Raw genomic sequence first — 15,649 nt, forward strand, 5'->3', positions numbered from 1 at the left:
GCTTATCAACGTCTCCACTCTGGTCTTTCTTTTTCCGTTGGCGCTGTTTTGCAACAGCCTGTACTAACTGAGCATCTTTCTACGCAATGTCTGTTGTTCTGATCAATCCAACTCCAGATCCTCAAAGCCGGTGACTGTTTCAAACCAACGGGTGCGCACCTCCATCATCTCGCTGATGAGTTCGGCGGGAAGGGCGAGTGCTCCGGCCATCCGAAGCAGAGTGCTGACATCAGATGCAGTGAGCAGGTCTGTGCGGCAGAGAAAACGGAACAATGCTGCATACGCCTGCTCTGCCGGGCAGGGCATGAACTGTGGAGCCCGGTCGAAATACTGCACCAATACCGCACAATACCACTGGCGGTCGGCGGGGGAAAGCCCCGCAGAGGCTTCCAGCCGGGCCAGCGCCATGCGAGCTGAAAAATCCAGCCGGAACGCGTCCCGGGCCAGTTGGTCAAAGTAAGGCATCGGCTGGGTGAAGAACAGCACCGGTACCCGTAGGATGGCTCCGAATCTGGCATCGCCTGCCAGAATTTTATCCCGGGCCACGGGTAGACCCAGCCGTGCCGCCACATGGCCGGAAACGTCAGCCTTTTCCAGCCAGAGCAGTGCGGCAGTGTGGTCAAATGCAGACACAGCCACAGTGACAGTACGGCTCCAATTTTCACACCCAGCATCCCGGGCGGTCAGGCTCGTCAGACCGGAACTGTTGAAGCTGTGAGCGCCCAGCATTTTAAGCTGTGGAGGCAGCGTCAGCTGTTTCAGGGCATGACACCCGGCAAACGTGCCCACATCCGGCATGACCTGATCCGTGGGGCGGGGCAGATAGCCCAGAGCCTGCAGCTGCTCTGGCAGATGGACGCTGGTAAGGCGGCTGCAGTCACCGAATACACCGGCAGGCAGGGCGGAAATGGCATCCGGCAGGGTGATGGAAGTCAGATTTGTGCAGTGGTAGAACGCGTAGGGACCAATGTGAGTGATGCTGTCCGGCAGTGTGACGGAAGTCGGCCCGCCTTCGTCCAGCGTTTCGGTGGTGACTGCGCGGCCCATTCGCATACAAAATATGCTGAAACTGATAGGCGATTGCCCGAACTGCGCAAAGCAGCTCTCATCCAGATGGCTGGCAGCAAAGGCGGTAGCGGCAATGGCGGTGACAGTGCGGCCTTCTACAGTGTCGGGTACCACAGCGGGCCGTGCCAGCCGGGGCCAGCGCACCAGCGCCAAAGAGCTGTCCGGCAGAGGGGCAAAATCGGCTGTCAGGGGCAGGGCATCGGTGTCGGACTCTTCGTTCAGATGGCCGAGCCGTGCAAACTCTGCGCTCATGTCGGGAGCATCGCCGCCCCAATCATCCTCGTCATCCTCCTCCTGCAAGAGAGCTGCCAGCGCGGCTCCGGGCAGGGAAGAGGCCTTTTTTGTTTCCGGGGCGGGGGGTGTCCAGCGGCCGCCCAGCGTTCCGGCGTTGGTTATTTCAAATTGCAGCAGTTCCATTTTACACCAGTCCTGTCAGATCGATCTGGTGCAGCAGCTGCTCCGACTGCCGGTGCAGCAGCAGATCCCGGCTGGCTGCAAAGTAATCGGTGCTGAGAAACTGCCCCAGAAATGCGGTGGCTACGGGGGCTACGGTCAGATCATTTACCGCCATGCTCAGCTCCGTTCCCTTACCGAAGGCTTCCTGTAAAAAACGGAGCAGATCGCCAAGCTTCTTCTGCGTTTCAGCGACCTCAGCCTGCAGGTCGGCGACCGAGCGCTGATAGCAGGCCTTGAGGGCGGAAAAAGGGGTGGAGCCGGAAAGTTCTCCGTGCCATTGGGCAGTCAGCGACAGCAGATCGAGATAGACCTTCTGCCGGGCAGAGGGGGCTTTGTTGGCTTCGGCGCGCCAGCTGTCCTCCAGCCCGGCGAGGGCGGTCAGGGCATCGCCGGGAACATCCAGCGTCCCGCGCTGGGCTTTGAGGGCGGCCACGATAAGACGCAGCGCATCGTGGCGCAGGGTACAGCGTTCCATCTGCAGGAACACGGCTTCCAGCAGCAGGCTGACAAGGCTCATCCGCTCGTCCATCTTGGCGCTGCGTGCCTGCGTGAGGACATCCTCATCCCACACACCCTGCAGGATGGCATCAATATTGTAGGCCTGACGATACTTCTGATAGAGTTCGTAGTAGATGGCAAAATCCCGGGCGACCTGCTTGTTTTGCAGATACTGGGTAGTCAGCTCCTCGCCGACTGCAAGGCCCAGCTCCTCGTGATACTGCAGGATCTCGGAAAGGTCCTCCCAGGCACGGGGCGTTACCACGGTCAGACCGTCCACAGTGGTCTCGACCTTGTAAAAATCTTCGGGACGGATATCCAGATAGCTGATGACGCTGCGGCTGACACCGTGTTCCAGCGCATAGGCCTTCCATGCTTCATAACTTGGCTCAACTTCGATCACCTTCAGGCGATCACGGGTGGCAGCGTCGAACTCCCGGACGCTTTTGTTGAAGCGGGGCGGGTTGCCGGCGGTGACCACCACCCAGCCCTCGGGGATCTGATGCCCACCAAAGACTTTGTATTGCAGGAACAGCAGCATGGCAGGGGAGAGGGTCTCGGAGACACAGTTGATCTCGTCCAGAAACAGGATGCCCTGCGTTTTGCCGGTGGTGCGCATACAGTCGTAGACGCTGGCGATGATCTCGCTCATGGTGTATTCGCTGACCTGATAGTGCTTGCCGCCGTATTCCTTTTCTACGATCACAGGCAGACCCAGTGCGCTCTGGCGGGTGTGGTGGGTCATGGAATAGCTCACAAGGCCAAGCCCCATCTCATCAGCGACCTGCTGCATAATGGCAGTCTTGCCCAGGCCCGGCGCGCCCAGCAGGAAGATGGGCCGCTGGTGCACCAGCGGAAGTCGGTAGCGGCCCAGAGCGTCCTTCTGCAGGTAGATCTGCACGGTGTTTTTGATCTGTTGCTTTGCACTTGCTATATCCATGATTCGGTGTCCTCCTCGGTTCGGGTCTTCTGCGGTTCAAGCAGGCGGATGTTGTCAGTGGTAAGTACAGCCCGGATGGCCCAGCTGGGAACGTGAGGGCTGATGTGGTCGTCACGGTTAAAGATGAAGGCAGTCTTGTAGGCAGGGGATTTTTCCGGGTAGGTGCCCACGCCGTCGGTAAAATAGAGCAGGCCGTTGAGGTTCGTCAGCTTTTTCTCTTCCAGCAGCCTGTCTACATAGGCGAACACCGGCCGGAAGTCGGTACCGCCGAAGCCCCGGAGCTTCAGCCGGGGGATCAGCTCATGCAGCTGGTCCAGACTGGTCAGCCGCTCCACGCTCTGCACCTCGGCATCGCATTGGATGAGATAGATCTCTACCCGCTCGGTGAAGGAACCGCTCTGCCGCAGAACATCGCAGGTGCGCTGCAAAAAGCTCTGAACGATATCGCCCTGAACACTGCCGGAGGTATCGATGGCAATCACGAATTCCCGGATGCGCTTGTCGTCCCGGTATTCCAGCGGCTCGACCAGGGGAACGTTGCCGTAGGTGCGCAGACCGTAAGTGTAATAGATGAGATCAAATTCGTCCTCGGAAAGCTGCAGCACCTCGTTTTGTGCCCCGAACCGGCGAAGAAAGTCGGTATAGTCGCATTCCTCAAAGGTCACGGGCTCTAACCCATCCATCAATGCTCCGGCACGCTTGCCGTGACGGCGGCTGAAGGTCTCCAGATCAGTCTTGGCCTGGCGGGCCAGCTGCTTCCATTGTCTGCGCAGGGCTTCCTTCTGCCGCTGCTGCATCTGCTGCAGCGTTTCGTCCCGGGTGTCGGTTTTGCGCAGTTCGGTCTCGTTGGTGATATCCTCATCCTCCCCGGCGGGCAGCAGCTGTCCGTTGGGGGCCGGACGAGAGCCGGGCCGTGGTGCAGCATACCAGAGTGCATGGCTGTCCCGGGCAAACAGCCGGGTCAATTCCGCCAGAACATCGGCGGGGTACTGCCGTTCCAGCAGAAAATTATAGATGGCTTCTGCCGTCAGGTGAGGGCAGGCATCCCGCAGGCGGCTGCGCCAGCTGTCCTGCATAGCATCATCCGGCAGGGCGCAGGAGGGAATCTCCAGTTCCCGGATGACTTCCTCTGCGGCAATGTCGCAGGCAAGGTTCCATAGGCGGTGATCCATTTCCTGCCGTTGAAAGGGATGCCCCAGAAGAAAGTGCAGGGTGACATGCAGCAGGGCACGGGTGGGCACAGACTGCTGTGCCCGGAATGTGCGGAGCAGCGTTTCGGGGCAATAGTATAAGCAGCGGCCATCCCCGGCAAACAGGGTGTCCAGCGCAGGGACGGGGATCGGCTTCAGCTGTTCCAGAGCGGAGGATAAAAAACGCAGGTCGGCAGTCAACCGACTCTGTGCCAGCAGCAGCACCTGTGCGGCCAGTTCGTCCGCCGCAGGAACAGGAGTCTGGATGGGCTCGGGCATAAGAGAAAACTCCTTTCTGCCCCAAGGGCAGGGTGGTATCCTTCAAAAACGGCAAAACCAGCCGACACCACCCGGAGCACCGGGTGGAAGTCTGCTGGTTTGCACGCATTCCGTGGCGTGCTGCGGGTACTCCGCCCGGCAGACGTTTCGGAATCAGAATGAAGAAATGGGTGAAAAAGGAGGAAGGTGTTTCTTTTGGTGAGACCTCAGAACAGCAGCCCACAGGCTACGCAGCCCACAGCGACCATAATGGCAGATGCAACCCATGCGTAGGGGAGAGTGTGCTTCTGGTGGTCGCCCAGGTCCTGGCCGGAAAGGCCCAGCAGCAGGAAGGTGGCACCTGTCAGGGGACTGAGCGGGAAGCCCAGGGTCATCTGACCCATGATGGAAGCCTTTGCCACAGCCAGTGCATTGCCGCCCATGGCGGAAACAGCGTTGGCGATGACCGGCATAACGCCGTAGTAGTAGGAGTCCGGGTCAAACAGCAGGCTCAGCGGAACGCTGAACAGACCGACGATGGGGGCAATGAAGGTGCCCATGCTGGTGGGGATGATGGAGACCAGAGCGTCGGTCATGGCAGCCAGCATACCGGAATTTTTGACCACACCGGTGAATGCGCCTGCGGCAAAGACGATGGAGACCATCAGGAATGCGGCCTGTGCGTGACTGTTGATGATCTTGTGCTGCAGATCCACACTGGGGTAGTTGACGATGAGCAGGACGCAGTAGCCGATCATAAAGGTGACAGCCGGGCTGAGGCGGTTGGTAACGAGAATGTACAGGATGACCAGGATCAGTGCCACATTGAAGTACCAGCGCCAGCCGGAGCGGGCCAGTTCGTTGGAGGTGTTGACGGTCTTTGCTTCGGTCAGACCAGTGACCTCCTGCGCGGGGATGCCTGCAGCAATGCGCTTGGCTTCCTTTTTGCCCAGGAAAGCCGCGACGAGCAGACAGGTCACCAAGCCTGCGATCCAGGCAGGCATGATGCCCACCCACAGCTCGCTGCCGGTGACTTCATAGCCCAGGCCGGACATGGCTGCTGCTGCACGGACTGTGGGGCCGCCCCAGGGCATAACATTCATGATACCGGCGGCCAGCGCCACGATGGTAGCCTCTACCCAAAGGTTCATTTTCAGCTTCTGGAACAGGGGCATACAGGCGGGGATGGCAATCAGGAAGGTGGTGGCACCGGAGCCATCCAGATGGCAGATGCAGCCGATGAGGAAGGTGCCGATACAGACCTTGACGGGGTCTTCGCCGGTAAACTTCAGGATGCGGTTGATGATAGGATCAAAGACACCGGCATCCGAGCAGGTACTGAAAAACAGGATGGCAAAGATGAACATGACACCTGTGGCAACGATGCTGCTCAGGCCCTTGCCCATATAATCTGCGCTGAGGATGGAAAGTGCTTTGGTAAAACGGGTGCCGAACGTGATGACCGGCTCAACATAAGCAGTTCCGGCCTTTTCGGCAGCAGCCTGTGCGGCTTGGATGATGACATTGGGGGCGTTGATGAATGCTGCGATGAAGCCGGTGATGGCGGGAACAAAGATCAGAGCTACAAGGGTAGAGACCTTCTTGCTCATGATCAGTGCCAGCACCAGCAGAATGGTGACGAATCCTAATACTGCCAGCATGTGGTTTCTCCTCAATAATGTGTGTAAAGGTGGTCAGAGATCAGAACACCTGCTTCTCGTGCAGAGCGTTGAACTGCTCTTCGGTCATGCCCAGAACACCCTCAAAGATATCCCGGTTGTTCTGCCCCAGCTGGGGAGCGGGAGTGCGCACAGAGGGCTTGGTATCCATCAGTTTGATGGCACAGCCGTTCACGGTGACCTTGCCCAGGGTGGGATGATCCATCTCCACGAACATCTCGCGCTCCTTGACATGGGGATCGTCCAGGATCTCCTTGATGTTCATAATGGGGCCTGCGGGGATGCCGTGGGCCAGTACCAGCTCGGCGGCCTCGTTGGGGGTCAGATCCTTGATCCGTTCCTCAATGACCTCGGCAATGGCATCCTGATTGGCCAGACGGCCCGGCATATCCACGAACCGGGGATCGGTGATCATGTCCGGGCGTTCCAGCACCTCATTGCAGAGCTTCTCGTACAGCTTCTGGTTTCCGGCAGCAATGATGACCTTGCCGCCCTTGCAGGTGAAGCTGTCGTAGGGGGAAACAGCGGCATAACGGTTGCCCATGGGGGCCGGGATGTTGCCGGTCTCGATGTACTTCAGGGCAGTGTTCTCAGTGGCAGCGATCATGCTGTCCATCAGACTCACGTCCACCCGCTGCCCTTTGCCGGTAATGGTGCGGGCGTTGACTGCGGCAAGGATGCCGATGGTTACATGAAGTCCGCCCAGAATATCACCCAGCGCCGAACCGGCACGGGTGGGCTCTCCGCCCTTGGAACCGGTGATGGACATCATACCGCCCATGGCCTGAGCCAGAATATCATAGCCCGGGCGCAGGTGGTAGGGACCGTAGCAGCCAAAGCCGGAGACCGCCGCATAGATGATGCGGGGATTGATCTCCTTCAGGACATCATAGCCCAGTCCCAGCTTGTCCATCACGCCGGGGCGGTAGTTTTCCACCACGATATCCGCTTTTTTGACAAGCTCCTTGAAGATCTCCTTGCCCTCAGGGGCCTTCAGGTTCAGGGTGATTCCCTTTTTGTTGCGGTTGATGTTGGCAAAATAGACGCTTTCCCGCTCACCATTCAGATTTTTGGCACGGAAAGGGGGATAGCTGCGGGTGTCGTCACCGCCTTTGGGAACCTCGATCTTGATGACGTTTGCACCCATGTCAGCCAGCATCATGGTGCAGAAGGGGCCGGCAAGCACACGGGTCAGGTCGAGAACCGTCAGGTTCTCCAATGCCATATGTTCACTCATGTTACAGCTCTCCATCCTCAACGTGGATCTTCATGCGCATCACGGCACTGCCCATGGATTTGCCCAGGCTGTCCAGACGCAGGCTCATGGTGGCACCGCCGCCCAGAGCGTGCTTCATAACAAAGTTGAAGCCGTTCAGGCTGGGCACGTCGTAGCGGGTAATCTCGCCCTTGACCATGTCGCCAAAGTAGGCTTTGAGTTTTTCGGGGGTCACCTCGCGCTCAATGATCTTATAGTATTCTGGTTTGCGTGCATACACACAGACATTGCTGGTATCACCCTTGTCGCCGGAGCGGCCGTGAGCAATATCGTTCAGATAGATCTCTGCCATCTTACTTCACCTCCAGAATGTGACTTTCGACCTGTACGGCATCGCGGGGCACGGTGGTGGGCCACAGTGCCATCACTTCCTGCACGCGGGCACGGCCGCCGAAGAAGGAGGCACCCGGAGGGCCGTTCAGCTGCAGGGGGCTGATCTCGGGAATGATCTTGGCGCACTCGCTCTTGTCCTCGCTGAACACAGCAATGCGCAGCACGCACTCGTTCAGGTTCTTCAGTGCCTCTTCGCTCATATCGGCCACGCCCAGATGCAGGCTGTTCAGGCCGATGTAGCTGATGTGGATGTCGTCGGCCTTCATGCCGCGGCGCTGCATCTTCTTCATGATGACCTCGGCGCAGTACTGAGCCTTTTCGTAGGCATCAGGCCATGCAAAGCTCAGCATGGAAACAGTCTTCCAGCCCTTGTGGTAACCCACGCAGAGCTTGAGCGTGTCGGGGCGGGGCTTGCCCTTGACACCGCCGATGCGGACACGGTTGTCACCCACCTGGGTGATGGTAGCATGGCTGATATCCACGTTGACATCCGGGGTCAGGTAGTTGGCAGGATCGTGGACCTCGTACAGGAACTGCTCCTTGCAGCTCTGTTCGCAGATGATACCGCCGCAGTCGGGAGCCTTGGTGATCTCAAAGGTATCATCGGTCAGCTCTGCGATGGGGAAGCCCAGCTCGTCCATGCGGGGGACATTGCGCCAGTCGTACATATAGTTGCCGCCGGCACCCTGACCGCCGCACTCCAGCAGATGGCCTGCCATGATGCCGCGGGCCAGATTGTCCCAATCGTCAGCAGCCCAGCCAAACTCGTACTTCAGCGGAGCCAGGAACAGGGCGCTGTCAGCCGCACGGCCGGTGATGACCACATCGGCACCCTCTGCCAGGCATCCCTCAATGCCCTCATGGCCGATGTAGACATTGCAGTTGTAGATCTTGTCCAGAATATCGTTGAAATTGCCGTCGTAGTCGAAGTTGGGGAAGGTCCAGCCATCCTTCAGCAGCTGCGGGATCTTATCCTTGATGTTATCGCCGGTCACATAACCGATCTTATAGCCGCTCATGCTGTTGCCTTCTGCCCACTGGCGGATGCCGTCCACGCAGCCATTGATGTTCATGCCGCCTGCGTTGGTGCAGATCTTGATGTGCTTGTCCCAGGCTTCCTTGCCGGCCTCCTTCAGGATGCGGGTGGTGAAGTCGGGCGCAAAGCCCTTGGTGGGGTCCTTGAGCTGCTGCTTTGCCATGATGGAAAGGGTCAGCTCTGCCAGATAATCACAGCCCATATACTGGATATCGGCATTGCGGATCATGTGGATGGCCGCGTCCGGGCTGTCGCCCCAGAAGCCCTGGCCACCGCCGATTGCAACTTTCTTCATTCGATAGCCTCCTTATAGATGAAAAGGTGATATCAGCGTCAAACATAAGTATAACGTTTGACTAAATCGTTGTACTGAGTGTAGTACAACGATTTACTAATGTCAAGAAAAAAACGAAGTTTGGAGGAAAAGAAATGCAACTTTGTTGAAACGGCCAAAAAGAAAAAAGAAAAGTATACAGAGTGCACAAAAACGGCTGGTTTGAGATTGGAGAGGCTTTTTTGGCTTGTCAAGATACAGGGAAACGGGTACAATAAACCTGATATCAGAAAAAGGTGGGGAAGAGCATGGTTACGATCAAGCAGATCGCGCAGGAGGTCGGGATCTCGTCCAGTACGGTCAGCATTGTTTTGGGCGGCAAGGCGGCAGAGCGGAAGATCAGCACGGCCACGCAGGAAAAAATTTTTGCGGCGGCAGCACGGCTTGGCTACCAGCCCAATATGGCTGCCCGGAGTCTGCGGGGCGGCAGCGGTGCCAATGAGCTGGTGGTGGCCATGTTCTGGGCACAGGATTTCCGGGCCAGCATGATGCTCCGCTTCTGGGATGGTCTGCGGGCCGAGATCGAAAAAACGGCACGTCCGGTGCGGCTGGTCATCTACCCGTATGTCAACGACCACCTGAAGGAAAGCGAGGCACTGACCAGTGGCGCAAACTGCCATGCGGCCATCATCTGCAATGCGTCCTATGCGGACCTGCAGTTTTTGGAGGACACGCAGCTGCCGATCCCGGTGGTGCTGTACAACCGTGTTTGCAATGGGTATTGCAGCGTCAATGTGGATGATCTGAAGATGGGTGCTCTGGCGGCGCGGGCTTTTGCCGATCAGGGATGCAGGACGGCGGCAGTTCTGACGAGCAGCCCGGTCTTTGAGGGGATGGAAAACCGGATGCATGGGTTCCGGCTGGAAGGGGAGCACCACGGGTTGACGATCCTGGCCAACCGGTATTGTGAAAACAGCATACGAGGCGGTTACGAGGCGGTTTCGCATCGGCTGCGGCATGAGTGGAAGCAGCAGCTGCCGGACGCAGTGTTCTGCGGTTCCTCGGCCATTGCGCATGGTGCGTTGCGGGCTTTTTGTGAGGCTGGATATATCGGCGAAAAACTGCCCCGGCTGATCGCTGTAGGCAACGGCCCGGAGGAATCCGATGCGTTTTCGATCCCGAGCCTGAGCGTGGTCTATCTGCCCATGGAGGATATGGCGCGGGAGTGCATCCAACTGGTGCTAGGGCAGCTGGACGGTCGGATTGCCGCGCCGGAAAGCCGACTGCTGCCGATCGAGTATGTTCCCAGGGAGAGCTGCGGGCCGCTGACAGAATACGCTGCACAATAAAAAAAGCCCCGCACCGGCACGCAAAACGTGCGCAGTGCGGGGAAGAAAGAGCAGTCAGCCCTCGGCGCTGATACAGTACATGGAAAAGGTGCTGGAAAATAACAGGGTGTCGGTCTCGTCTGTGATCTCCACAGCCACCACACAGATGTGCCGGCGGCGGCTGACCGTCCGGCCGCGGGCTGTCAGGTGACCGGCTTTGACGTTGTGGATGAAATTGACCGAAGCATTCTGGGTGACATACTGCCGTCCGTCAGAGCGGGCAGTCAGCCCGGCACAGCAGTCGGCCATGGTGAAAAATGCGCCGCCGTGCACATAACCGTAGATGTTGGTGGTGTCCCGCCGGATGTCCAGCGACATGACGGCGCTGTCCGACGTTACCGATACGATCTCGATGTGATTGTACTGCATGAATGGATTTTCAAGCATTTGTGCAATGTTCTGTTCCTGCATAAGGAGCCTCTTCTTTTTGATTGTGGTACAACGTTGTACGGAATGACTTGGACGGTTTTTATTATAATCGCATTTTCCGCAGGATGCAAGCAGCAGGAGGTTTGAAAATAAATGGAACGGCCATCATTACGCAGGCAGCTTGTAATGATCTTTCTGGGGATCGCCATTCCCATTGGGATTCTGCTGGGGCTGCTGCTCTTTTTTTCAGGGCTTTATAGCCGCAACCGGCTGGCAGCTGCGGCATCCGGCGGCCTTGATATGTTTACCACAAATTTTGAGAATCAGCTGGATTCGGTGGAAAACTACCTGCTCAATCTGTCACTGAACGATGCGACCTTTCGCAGCCTGAGCGAACAGACCGACCGCACCCGCGCCTACCTGGATGCCTATGAGATCGTACAGGGGTTCCCGGCGGTATTGGCTGCCAATGATACTCTGATGGGTGTGGTGTTGCGCAGCGGCTCGGGCAACCTGTATGTGGGGCGCTACGGTGCAGCTGCCCAGCAGCTCAAGCAGAAACTGAATCTGGAAGCGTATCTCGGCCAGCCGGGCCAGACCAATAAAATGATGACAAAGGGATGGTATCTGCGCACCATCGGCCAGCGGCTATACCTGCTGCGCAGTGTTTTCTACCAGAAAGCCAGCCTGACCGCAGCGGTGGATCTGCGGCTGGTGTTTGAAGAACTGGTGGAGGACTATGGGCTGGACGGCCGGGTCATTGTGATGAACGACAGCGGCAATGTGTTGGTAGGGGATGCCAACCTTCTGCCCACAAAGATGGAATGGAACAGTGAGGGGTATTGCCTGACAAAGGTGGGCAGGGACAGCCGACTGGTGGTGCGCAAACAGGTCAAAACGCTGACGGTATTGTATCTGGTTCCCTACCAGCATTTCGGGGTGGACTTTGCGCCGTATCAGATCTTGCTGGTGATGGGCGCTGTTTTTGTTCTGCTGGCGATCCCGTTTCTCCTGTTTTATATGAAGCACGAGATCTTTGCCCCTATGACGGCGTTGGTGAGCACGATGGACAGGATTGGCCGTGGTGAACTTTCGGTGCGCTCCAGTGTGGATTATCGCAACGCTGAGTTTACGCAGGTGAACGAGACCTTTAACCGGATGATCGACCAGATCACCCAGCTGAAGATCGACGGTTACGAAAAGGAGCTGGAAGCCCGCCGCAACGAGATGACCGCCCTTAAGCTGCAGATCCGGCCTCACTTTGTGCTCAACTGCCTGAAAAGTGTCTATGCCATGGTGCAGACCGGCAGCCGCGAGGATGCCCAGCAGCTGATCCTGCTGCTGAGCCGGTATCTGCGCTATATCCTCTCCTTTACAGCGACCACAACGCCTCTGCACACCGAGATCGAGCAGTGCTGCAACTACGCGGATCTTTCCAGCGTGGGGCAGAACGATCCCGTGGAGGTAGTATGCGAGATCGACCCGGAACTCAGCGAATTGCCCTTGCCGCCGGTCTCACTGCTGACGCTGGTGGAGAACAGCGTCAAGCACGGCAAGATGATCGGCAAAACGCTGAAGATCACGATCGCTGCAAAGCTCCTCGAAACGGAAGAGGGCTGCATGGCGGATCTTTCGGTGGCGGACAATGGCACAGGCTTTACGGCAGGGGATCTGAAGCAGCTGAACAGTGCAGCCCCGCAGGAGGAGAATGGACAGCACGTCGGGCTGTTCAATGTGGTACGGCGGCTGCAGCTGCTCTATGGGGAGCAGGCAGCCATCGCCTTTACCAATAACCGCCGGGGCGGCGGTGCCAGGGTGGAGCTGTTCCTGCCGATAGATCCCGTCTTACAGAAGAAGGAAGGAGAAACAGCATGAAGCTGCTGATCGTAGACGATCAAAGCACCGTGGTGCAGGGGCTTTTGCACTGCACCAACTGGGCAGCAATGGGATTTACTGTGGTGGATACGGCTTTGAACGCTGTGGATGCCAAGGCCAGCCTGCTGCGGCAGGAGGCTGAGGTCATGCTTTGCGATATTGAAATGCCCATGGAAAGCGGGCTGGATCTGTTGGACTGGCTCCGGCAGCGGGGGATGACCACCCGCTGTATCTTCCTGACAGCCCATGCTGAGTTCCGATATGCACAGGAGGCACTGCGGCTGGGCGGTTTTGACTATATCATGCAGCCCGCCCCTTACGAGCAGGTGGCGGATGCAGTGAGCCGTGCGCTGGAAGATGTAAAGGAGGAACGGGCGGCGCTGGAATTGCAGAGCAGGGGAGCTGTTTTTGACGACCAGAAAAAGGAGATCGTGGAGACTATGCTGCGAGGCTTCCTGTTAGGCAACGCCCCGGGAAGCAGCCTGACCGCGTTTGAAGAACTGAGCCTTGTGCCCCGGCAGGAGCGGGAATGCTGGGTTGCCCTGATGCAGCCGCTGCGCTGGAAGCAAGGCGAGGAGCCGTGGGAGCTGAGCCTGCTGAGCACGGCAGTGGGGAATATGAGCAGCGAGGTGTTCACGCCGCTGCAGGTGCTTAGTGTGACGGTGGCGATCCCTGCGGAGCAGTGTCTCGTTCTGGTGCTGCAAAGCCGGGTGGGGGAGCCGCTGGAGGCAGACTATATCACCCGGCAGCTGAATTATCTGCAAAGTGCGTGCGCGCAGTATATCCACTGTGAAGCGGCCTTTTATCCGGAGGGGCCGCAGCCCTTTGAACAGGCACCGGAGATCTACCAGAAGCTGCTGCAGCAACGGAGCGAGAACGTGGCTCTGAAAAGCGGTGTTCTGCTGGGCCGCCCGGCGGAAAAAGCGCCGGAAGTGTTCCGTATCCCGCAGATCGGTGCATGGCAGAAGCTGCTGCAGGCGGGATGTGCGCAGGCAATGGAGCAGGAAGCCTGCCAGCTGCTGGATAAGCTGACGGTCAACAATCAGCTGAACAGCCAGACTTTGCGGTATTTTTATCAGGATTTTATGCAGATGCTCTTCTCCTTGCCGGAAAAGAAACGGCAGGACGATATGTTCCGGGAGCCGGAAGCGTTGGAACTTTACCGCAACGGCATGAAGACTGTACCGGATATGAAGGCCTTGGTTCATTATGTGGCCTCGGTCTGGGATAGCGAAACGGAAGAAAGCAGCCAGAGTACCGTGGAGATCATTATGGCTTACATTGCCGAGCATCTGGAAAATGAGCTGCGCCGGGAAGAACTGGCCGAGGCTGTCCACCTGAATCCGGATTACATGGCCCGGCTTTTTAAGAAAGAGACTGGCATGAACCTGAAGGATTATATCATTCAGCAGAAAATGCAGGAGGCCCAGAGCCTGCTCTGCACCACCAATCTGCCTATCAGCCTGGTTGCAGCCAAGGTCGGGTATACGAATTTCGGGCATTTCTCCACTTCGTATAAGAAGTTCTATCACAAGACCCCACAGGAGGAGCGCAGCGCAGCATTATGAGAGAAACAAGGATGGCTCGCAGGATATTTTTACAGCTGACCGGTGCTGCAGCTGGGGCGGCTCTGCTTGCTGGCTGCGGGGAGCGGGCGGCATCGACGGCAGAAAGTGGAACAGAGCCTATGGTCACAGTGCTGATGCCGGGCCAATCGGATGAAACTGCCTGTGTCCGCATTTCGGCGGCGCTGAGCGAAGTCACAAAGCAGAAGCTGGGCTTCGGCGTTTCCATCGAGCAGGTGGCACCCACCAGTTACTCGGCAGAGCTGTGGAAACGGATGGTCTGCCAGACTATGCCGGATCTGTTTTTCCTCACAGTGGATCAGCCGCTGGATGTTTACCTGAATCAGAACTGCATCCTGCCCCTGAGTGCGCTTCTGGAAGAACAACCCGGTCTGAAAGCACTGTTCTCAGAGCAGCAGTGGGCGAGTAGAACCTATTACCGCCGTATCTATGCGGTCCCGGCACGGGCGGTCTCGATGTATCAGATCGGCTTTCTGGCCCGGGCCGACTGGATGCGGGAGCTGGATGCCAAGCCGGAGAAGATCACGGATATGGATGCTCTGCACGACCTGCTGATGCAGGTCAGGCAGCGTCGGCCAAATGCAGAGGGGGTCCTGCCGGATAATGGACAGGTTTTTCCTTTTCCGGAACTGGATCCTCTGGGAGATACCTTTGGTGTTCTGACCGAAGAAAGCGGCACCACCGTTGTCAACTGGTATGCCGCGGATGCTTACAGCAGGCTTTGCAGAACGATGCATCAGTGGTATCAGGAAGGATTGATCCTGCGGAATGCCAGCCTGCGGGATGAACCGGCCACCGATCGGATGCGGCTGGGCAACAGCTTTGGCTTTTTTGCACGGCTCAACCGGGATTCACTGGACTGCTGCACCCGAGCCTGTGGCACAGAGCTGACTGCCATCCCGCTGGGGCCGACCATTCAGAACAGCTCCATCCCGGTGGAGAGCTGGTGCCTGCCTGTGACCAACAGCCACCGCAGGGAGGCTTTGGATCTTCTTGAACTGTTGTACACGGATGCATCCTGCTATGATCTCTTTGCGAACGGAGATGGGAAAGAGGAGCAGTTCCATCCGTGGCAGAATCTGTATCTCAACGCCAGCGGACTGCTGCCGGAAACAGACGAGCAGCCGCAATGGGTCTCTCCGGCCTATGGGTTCAGCTTCAACAACAGTGCAGTTGCCGCAAAGCTGGATGCCTGCCGGGCACTGAAGAACAGCTATCACAATGGGCTGATGTGCGGCTATCTGGATTCGGAAGAGGCACTCCCGGAGTTTTTGGAAAAACTGGAACAGGCCGGAATACAGGAGATCCTTCAGGCAAAACAAAGCGCATTGGATAACTGGCTGAACGCATCGCACTGAAACAGGCAGGGCTGGGAGACCGGCCCTGTTTTCTTTTTTCGGACAGAAGAAACCTCTGAAAATGA

Annotated in this window: 12 protein-coding genes; 4 read left to right on the plus strand and 8 right to left on the minus strand. The window is 57.7% G+C overall.

The features are described 5' to 3' along the window. Positions 1 to 102: 102 nt before the first annotated feature. The 7 genes from J3351_RS09450 to J3351_RS09480 all read right to left on the minus strand — a co-directional run bounded on the left by J3351_RS09450 (position 103) and on the right by J3351_RS09480 (position 9,029). Positions 103 to 1,485: a leucine-rich repeat domain-containing protein gene (locus J3351_RS09450; protein ID WP_242699367.1), complete on the minus strand. Its 1,383-nt coding sequence runs from the start codon at positions 1,483 to 1,485 to the stop codon at positions 103 to 105. 1 nt (position 1,486) lies between these two features. After that, complete coding sequence (locus J3351_RS09455; RefSeq protein WP_156075883.1) at positions 1,487 to 2,962, minus strand: ATP-binding protein; 1,476 nt, start codon at positions 2,960 to 2,962, stop codon at positions 1,487 to 1,489. Next, entirely contained in the window at positions 2,953 to 4,431 is a 1,479-nt protein-coding gene (locus tag J3351_RS09460) for a VWA-like domain-containing protein (protein ID WP_207697598.1), read from the minus strand. Before J3351_RS09460 ends, J3351_RS09455 begins: the two co-directional genes overlap by 10 nt. Positions 4,432 to 4,637: 206 nt before the next feature. Next, on the minus strand, positions 4,638 to 6,071 hold the full coding sequence (locus J3351_RS09465) for a CitMHS family transporter (RefSeq protein WP_207697599.1): 1,434 nt from the start codon (positions 6,069 to 6,071) through the stop codon (positions 4,638 to 4,640). Positions 6,072 to 6,111: 40 nt separating this feature from the next. Further along, complete coding sequence (locus tag J3351_RS09470) at positions 6,112 to 7,326, minus strand: CaiB/BaiF CoA-transferase family protein (RefSeq protein WP_197036424.1); 1,215 nt, start codon at positions 7,324 to 7,326, stop codon at positions 6,112 to 6,114. 1 nt (position 7,327) lies between these two features. Continuing rightward, the gene (locus J3351_RS09475) at positions 7,328 to 7,657 is read right to left on the minus strand and encodes a hypothetical protein (protein ID WP_005931688.1); all 330 of its coding nucleotides are present in this window, start codon (positions 7,655 to 7,657) and stop codon (positions 7,328 to 7,330) included. Position 7,658: 1 nt separating this feature from the next. After that, entirely contained in the window at positions 7,659 to 9,029 is a 1,371-nt protein-coding gene (locus tag J3351_RS09480) for an acyclic terpene utilization AtuA family protein (RefSeq protein WP_005931685.1), read from the minus strand. Between the two features lie 287 nt (positions 9,030 to 9,316). Here J3351_RS09480 and J3351_RS09485 point away from each other — a divergent pair, with 287 nt between their 5' ends. Continuing rightward, on the plus strand, positions 9,317 to 10,357 hold the full coding sequence (locus tag J3351_RS09485; RefSeq protein WP_156071060.1) for a LacI family DNA-binding transcriptional regulator: 1,041 nt from the start codon (positions 9,317 to 9,319) through the stop codon (positions 10,355 to 10,357). Between the two features lie 54 nt (positions 10,358 to 10,411). On the opposite strand, the gene J3351_RS09490 is transcribed toward J3351_RS09485, so the two are convergent. Further along, a complete protein-coding gene (locus tag J3351_RS09490) occupies positions 10,412 to 10,807 on the minus strand; it encodes a PaaI family thioesterase (RefSeq protein WP_005931675.1) in 396 nt (131 codons plus the stop codon). Positions 10,808 to 10,918: 111 nt separating this feature from the next. Here J3351_RS09490 and J3351_RS09495 point away from each other — a divergent pair, with 111 nt between their 5' ends. Genes J3351_RS09495 through J3351_RS09505 form a run of 3 tightly spaced genes read left to right on the plus strand, consistent with a single transcriptional unit; the run spans position 10,919 to position 15,584 of the window. Then, a complete protein-coding gene (locus J3351_RS09495; RefSeq protein ID WP_242699368.1) occupies positions 10,919 to 12,640 on the plus strand; it encodes a sensor histidine kinase in 1,722 nt (573 codons plus the stop codon). Further along, positions 12,637 to 14,208, plus strand: coding sequence for a response regulator (locus J3351_RS09500; RefSeq protein ID WP_207697600.1), 1,572 nt, complete (start codon positions 12,637 to 12,639; stop codon positions 14,206 to 14,208). Before J3351_RS09495 ends, J3351_RS09500 begins: the two co-directional genes overlap by 4 nt. After that, positions 14,205 to 15,584 carry an ABC transporter substrate-binding protein gene (locus tag J3351_RS09505; protein ID WP_207697601.1) on the plus strand — a complete coding sequence of 460 codons (1,380 nt, stop codon included), beginning with the start codon at positions 14,205 to 14,207 and terminating at the stop codon, positions 15,582 to 15,584. Before J3351_RS09500 ends, J3351_RS09505 begins: the two co-directional genes overlap by 4 nt. Positions 15,585 to 15,649 lie beyond the last annotated feature (65 nt).

Source organism: Faecalibacterium sp. Marseille-Q0746 (assembly GCF_017377595.1).
GTDB classification, from domain to species: domain Bacteria; phylum Bacillota; class Clostridia; order Oscillospirales; family Ruminococcaceae; genus Faecalibacterium; species Faecalibacterium duncaniae.

Coding starts and splice junctions, on each gene's coding strand:
- J3351_RS09450 (WP_242699367.1), bottom strand. CDS start 1,485: ATGGAACTGCTGCAATTTGAAATAACCAACGCCGGAACGCTGGGCGGC.
- J3351_RS09455 (WP_156075883.1), bottom strand. CDS start 2,962: ATGGATATAGCAAGTGCAAAGCAACAGATCAAAAACACCGTGCAGATC.
- J3351_RS09460 (WP_207697598.1), bottom strand. CDS start 4,431: ATGCCCGAGCCCATCCAGACTCCTGTTCCTGCGGCGGACGAACTGGCC.
- J3351_RS09465 (WP_207697599.1), bottom strand. CDS start 6,071: ATGCTGGCAGTATTAGGATTCGTCACCATTCTGCTGGTGCTGGCACTG.
- J3351_RS09470 (WP_197036424.1), bottom strand. CDS start 7,326: ATGAGTGAACATATGGCATTGGAGAACCTGACGGTTCTCGACCTGACC.
- J3351_RS09475 (WP_005931688.1), bottom strand. CDS start 7,657: ATGGCAGAGATCTATCTGAACGATATTGCTCACGGCCGCTCCGGCGAC.
- J3351_RS09480 (WP_005931685.1), bottom strand. CDS start 9,029: ATGAAGAAAGTTGCAATCGGCGGTGGCCAGGGCTTCTGGGGCGACAGC.
- J3351_RS09485 (WP_156071060.1), top strand. CDS start 9,317: ATGGTTACGATCAAGCAGATCGCGCAGGAGGTCGGGATCTCGTCCAGT.
- J3351_RS09490 (WP_005931675.1), bottom strand. CDS start 10,807: ATGCAGGAACAGAACATTGCACAAATGCTTGAAAATCCATTCATGCAG.
- J3351_RS09495 (WP_242699368.1), top strand. CDS start 10,919: ATGGAACGGCCATCATTACGCAGGCAGCTTGTAATGATCTTTCTGGGG.
- J3351_RS09500 (WP_207697600.1), top strand. CDS start 12,637: ATGAAGCTGCTGATCGTAGACGATCAAAGCACCGTGGTGCAGGGGCTT.
- J3351_RS09505 (WP_207697601.1), top strand. CDS start 14,205: ATGAGAGAAACAAGGATGGCTCGCAGGATATTTTTACAGCTGACCGGT.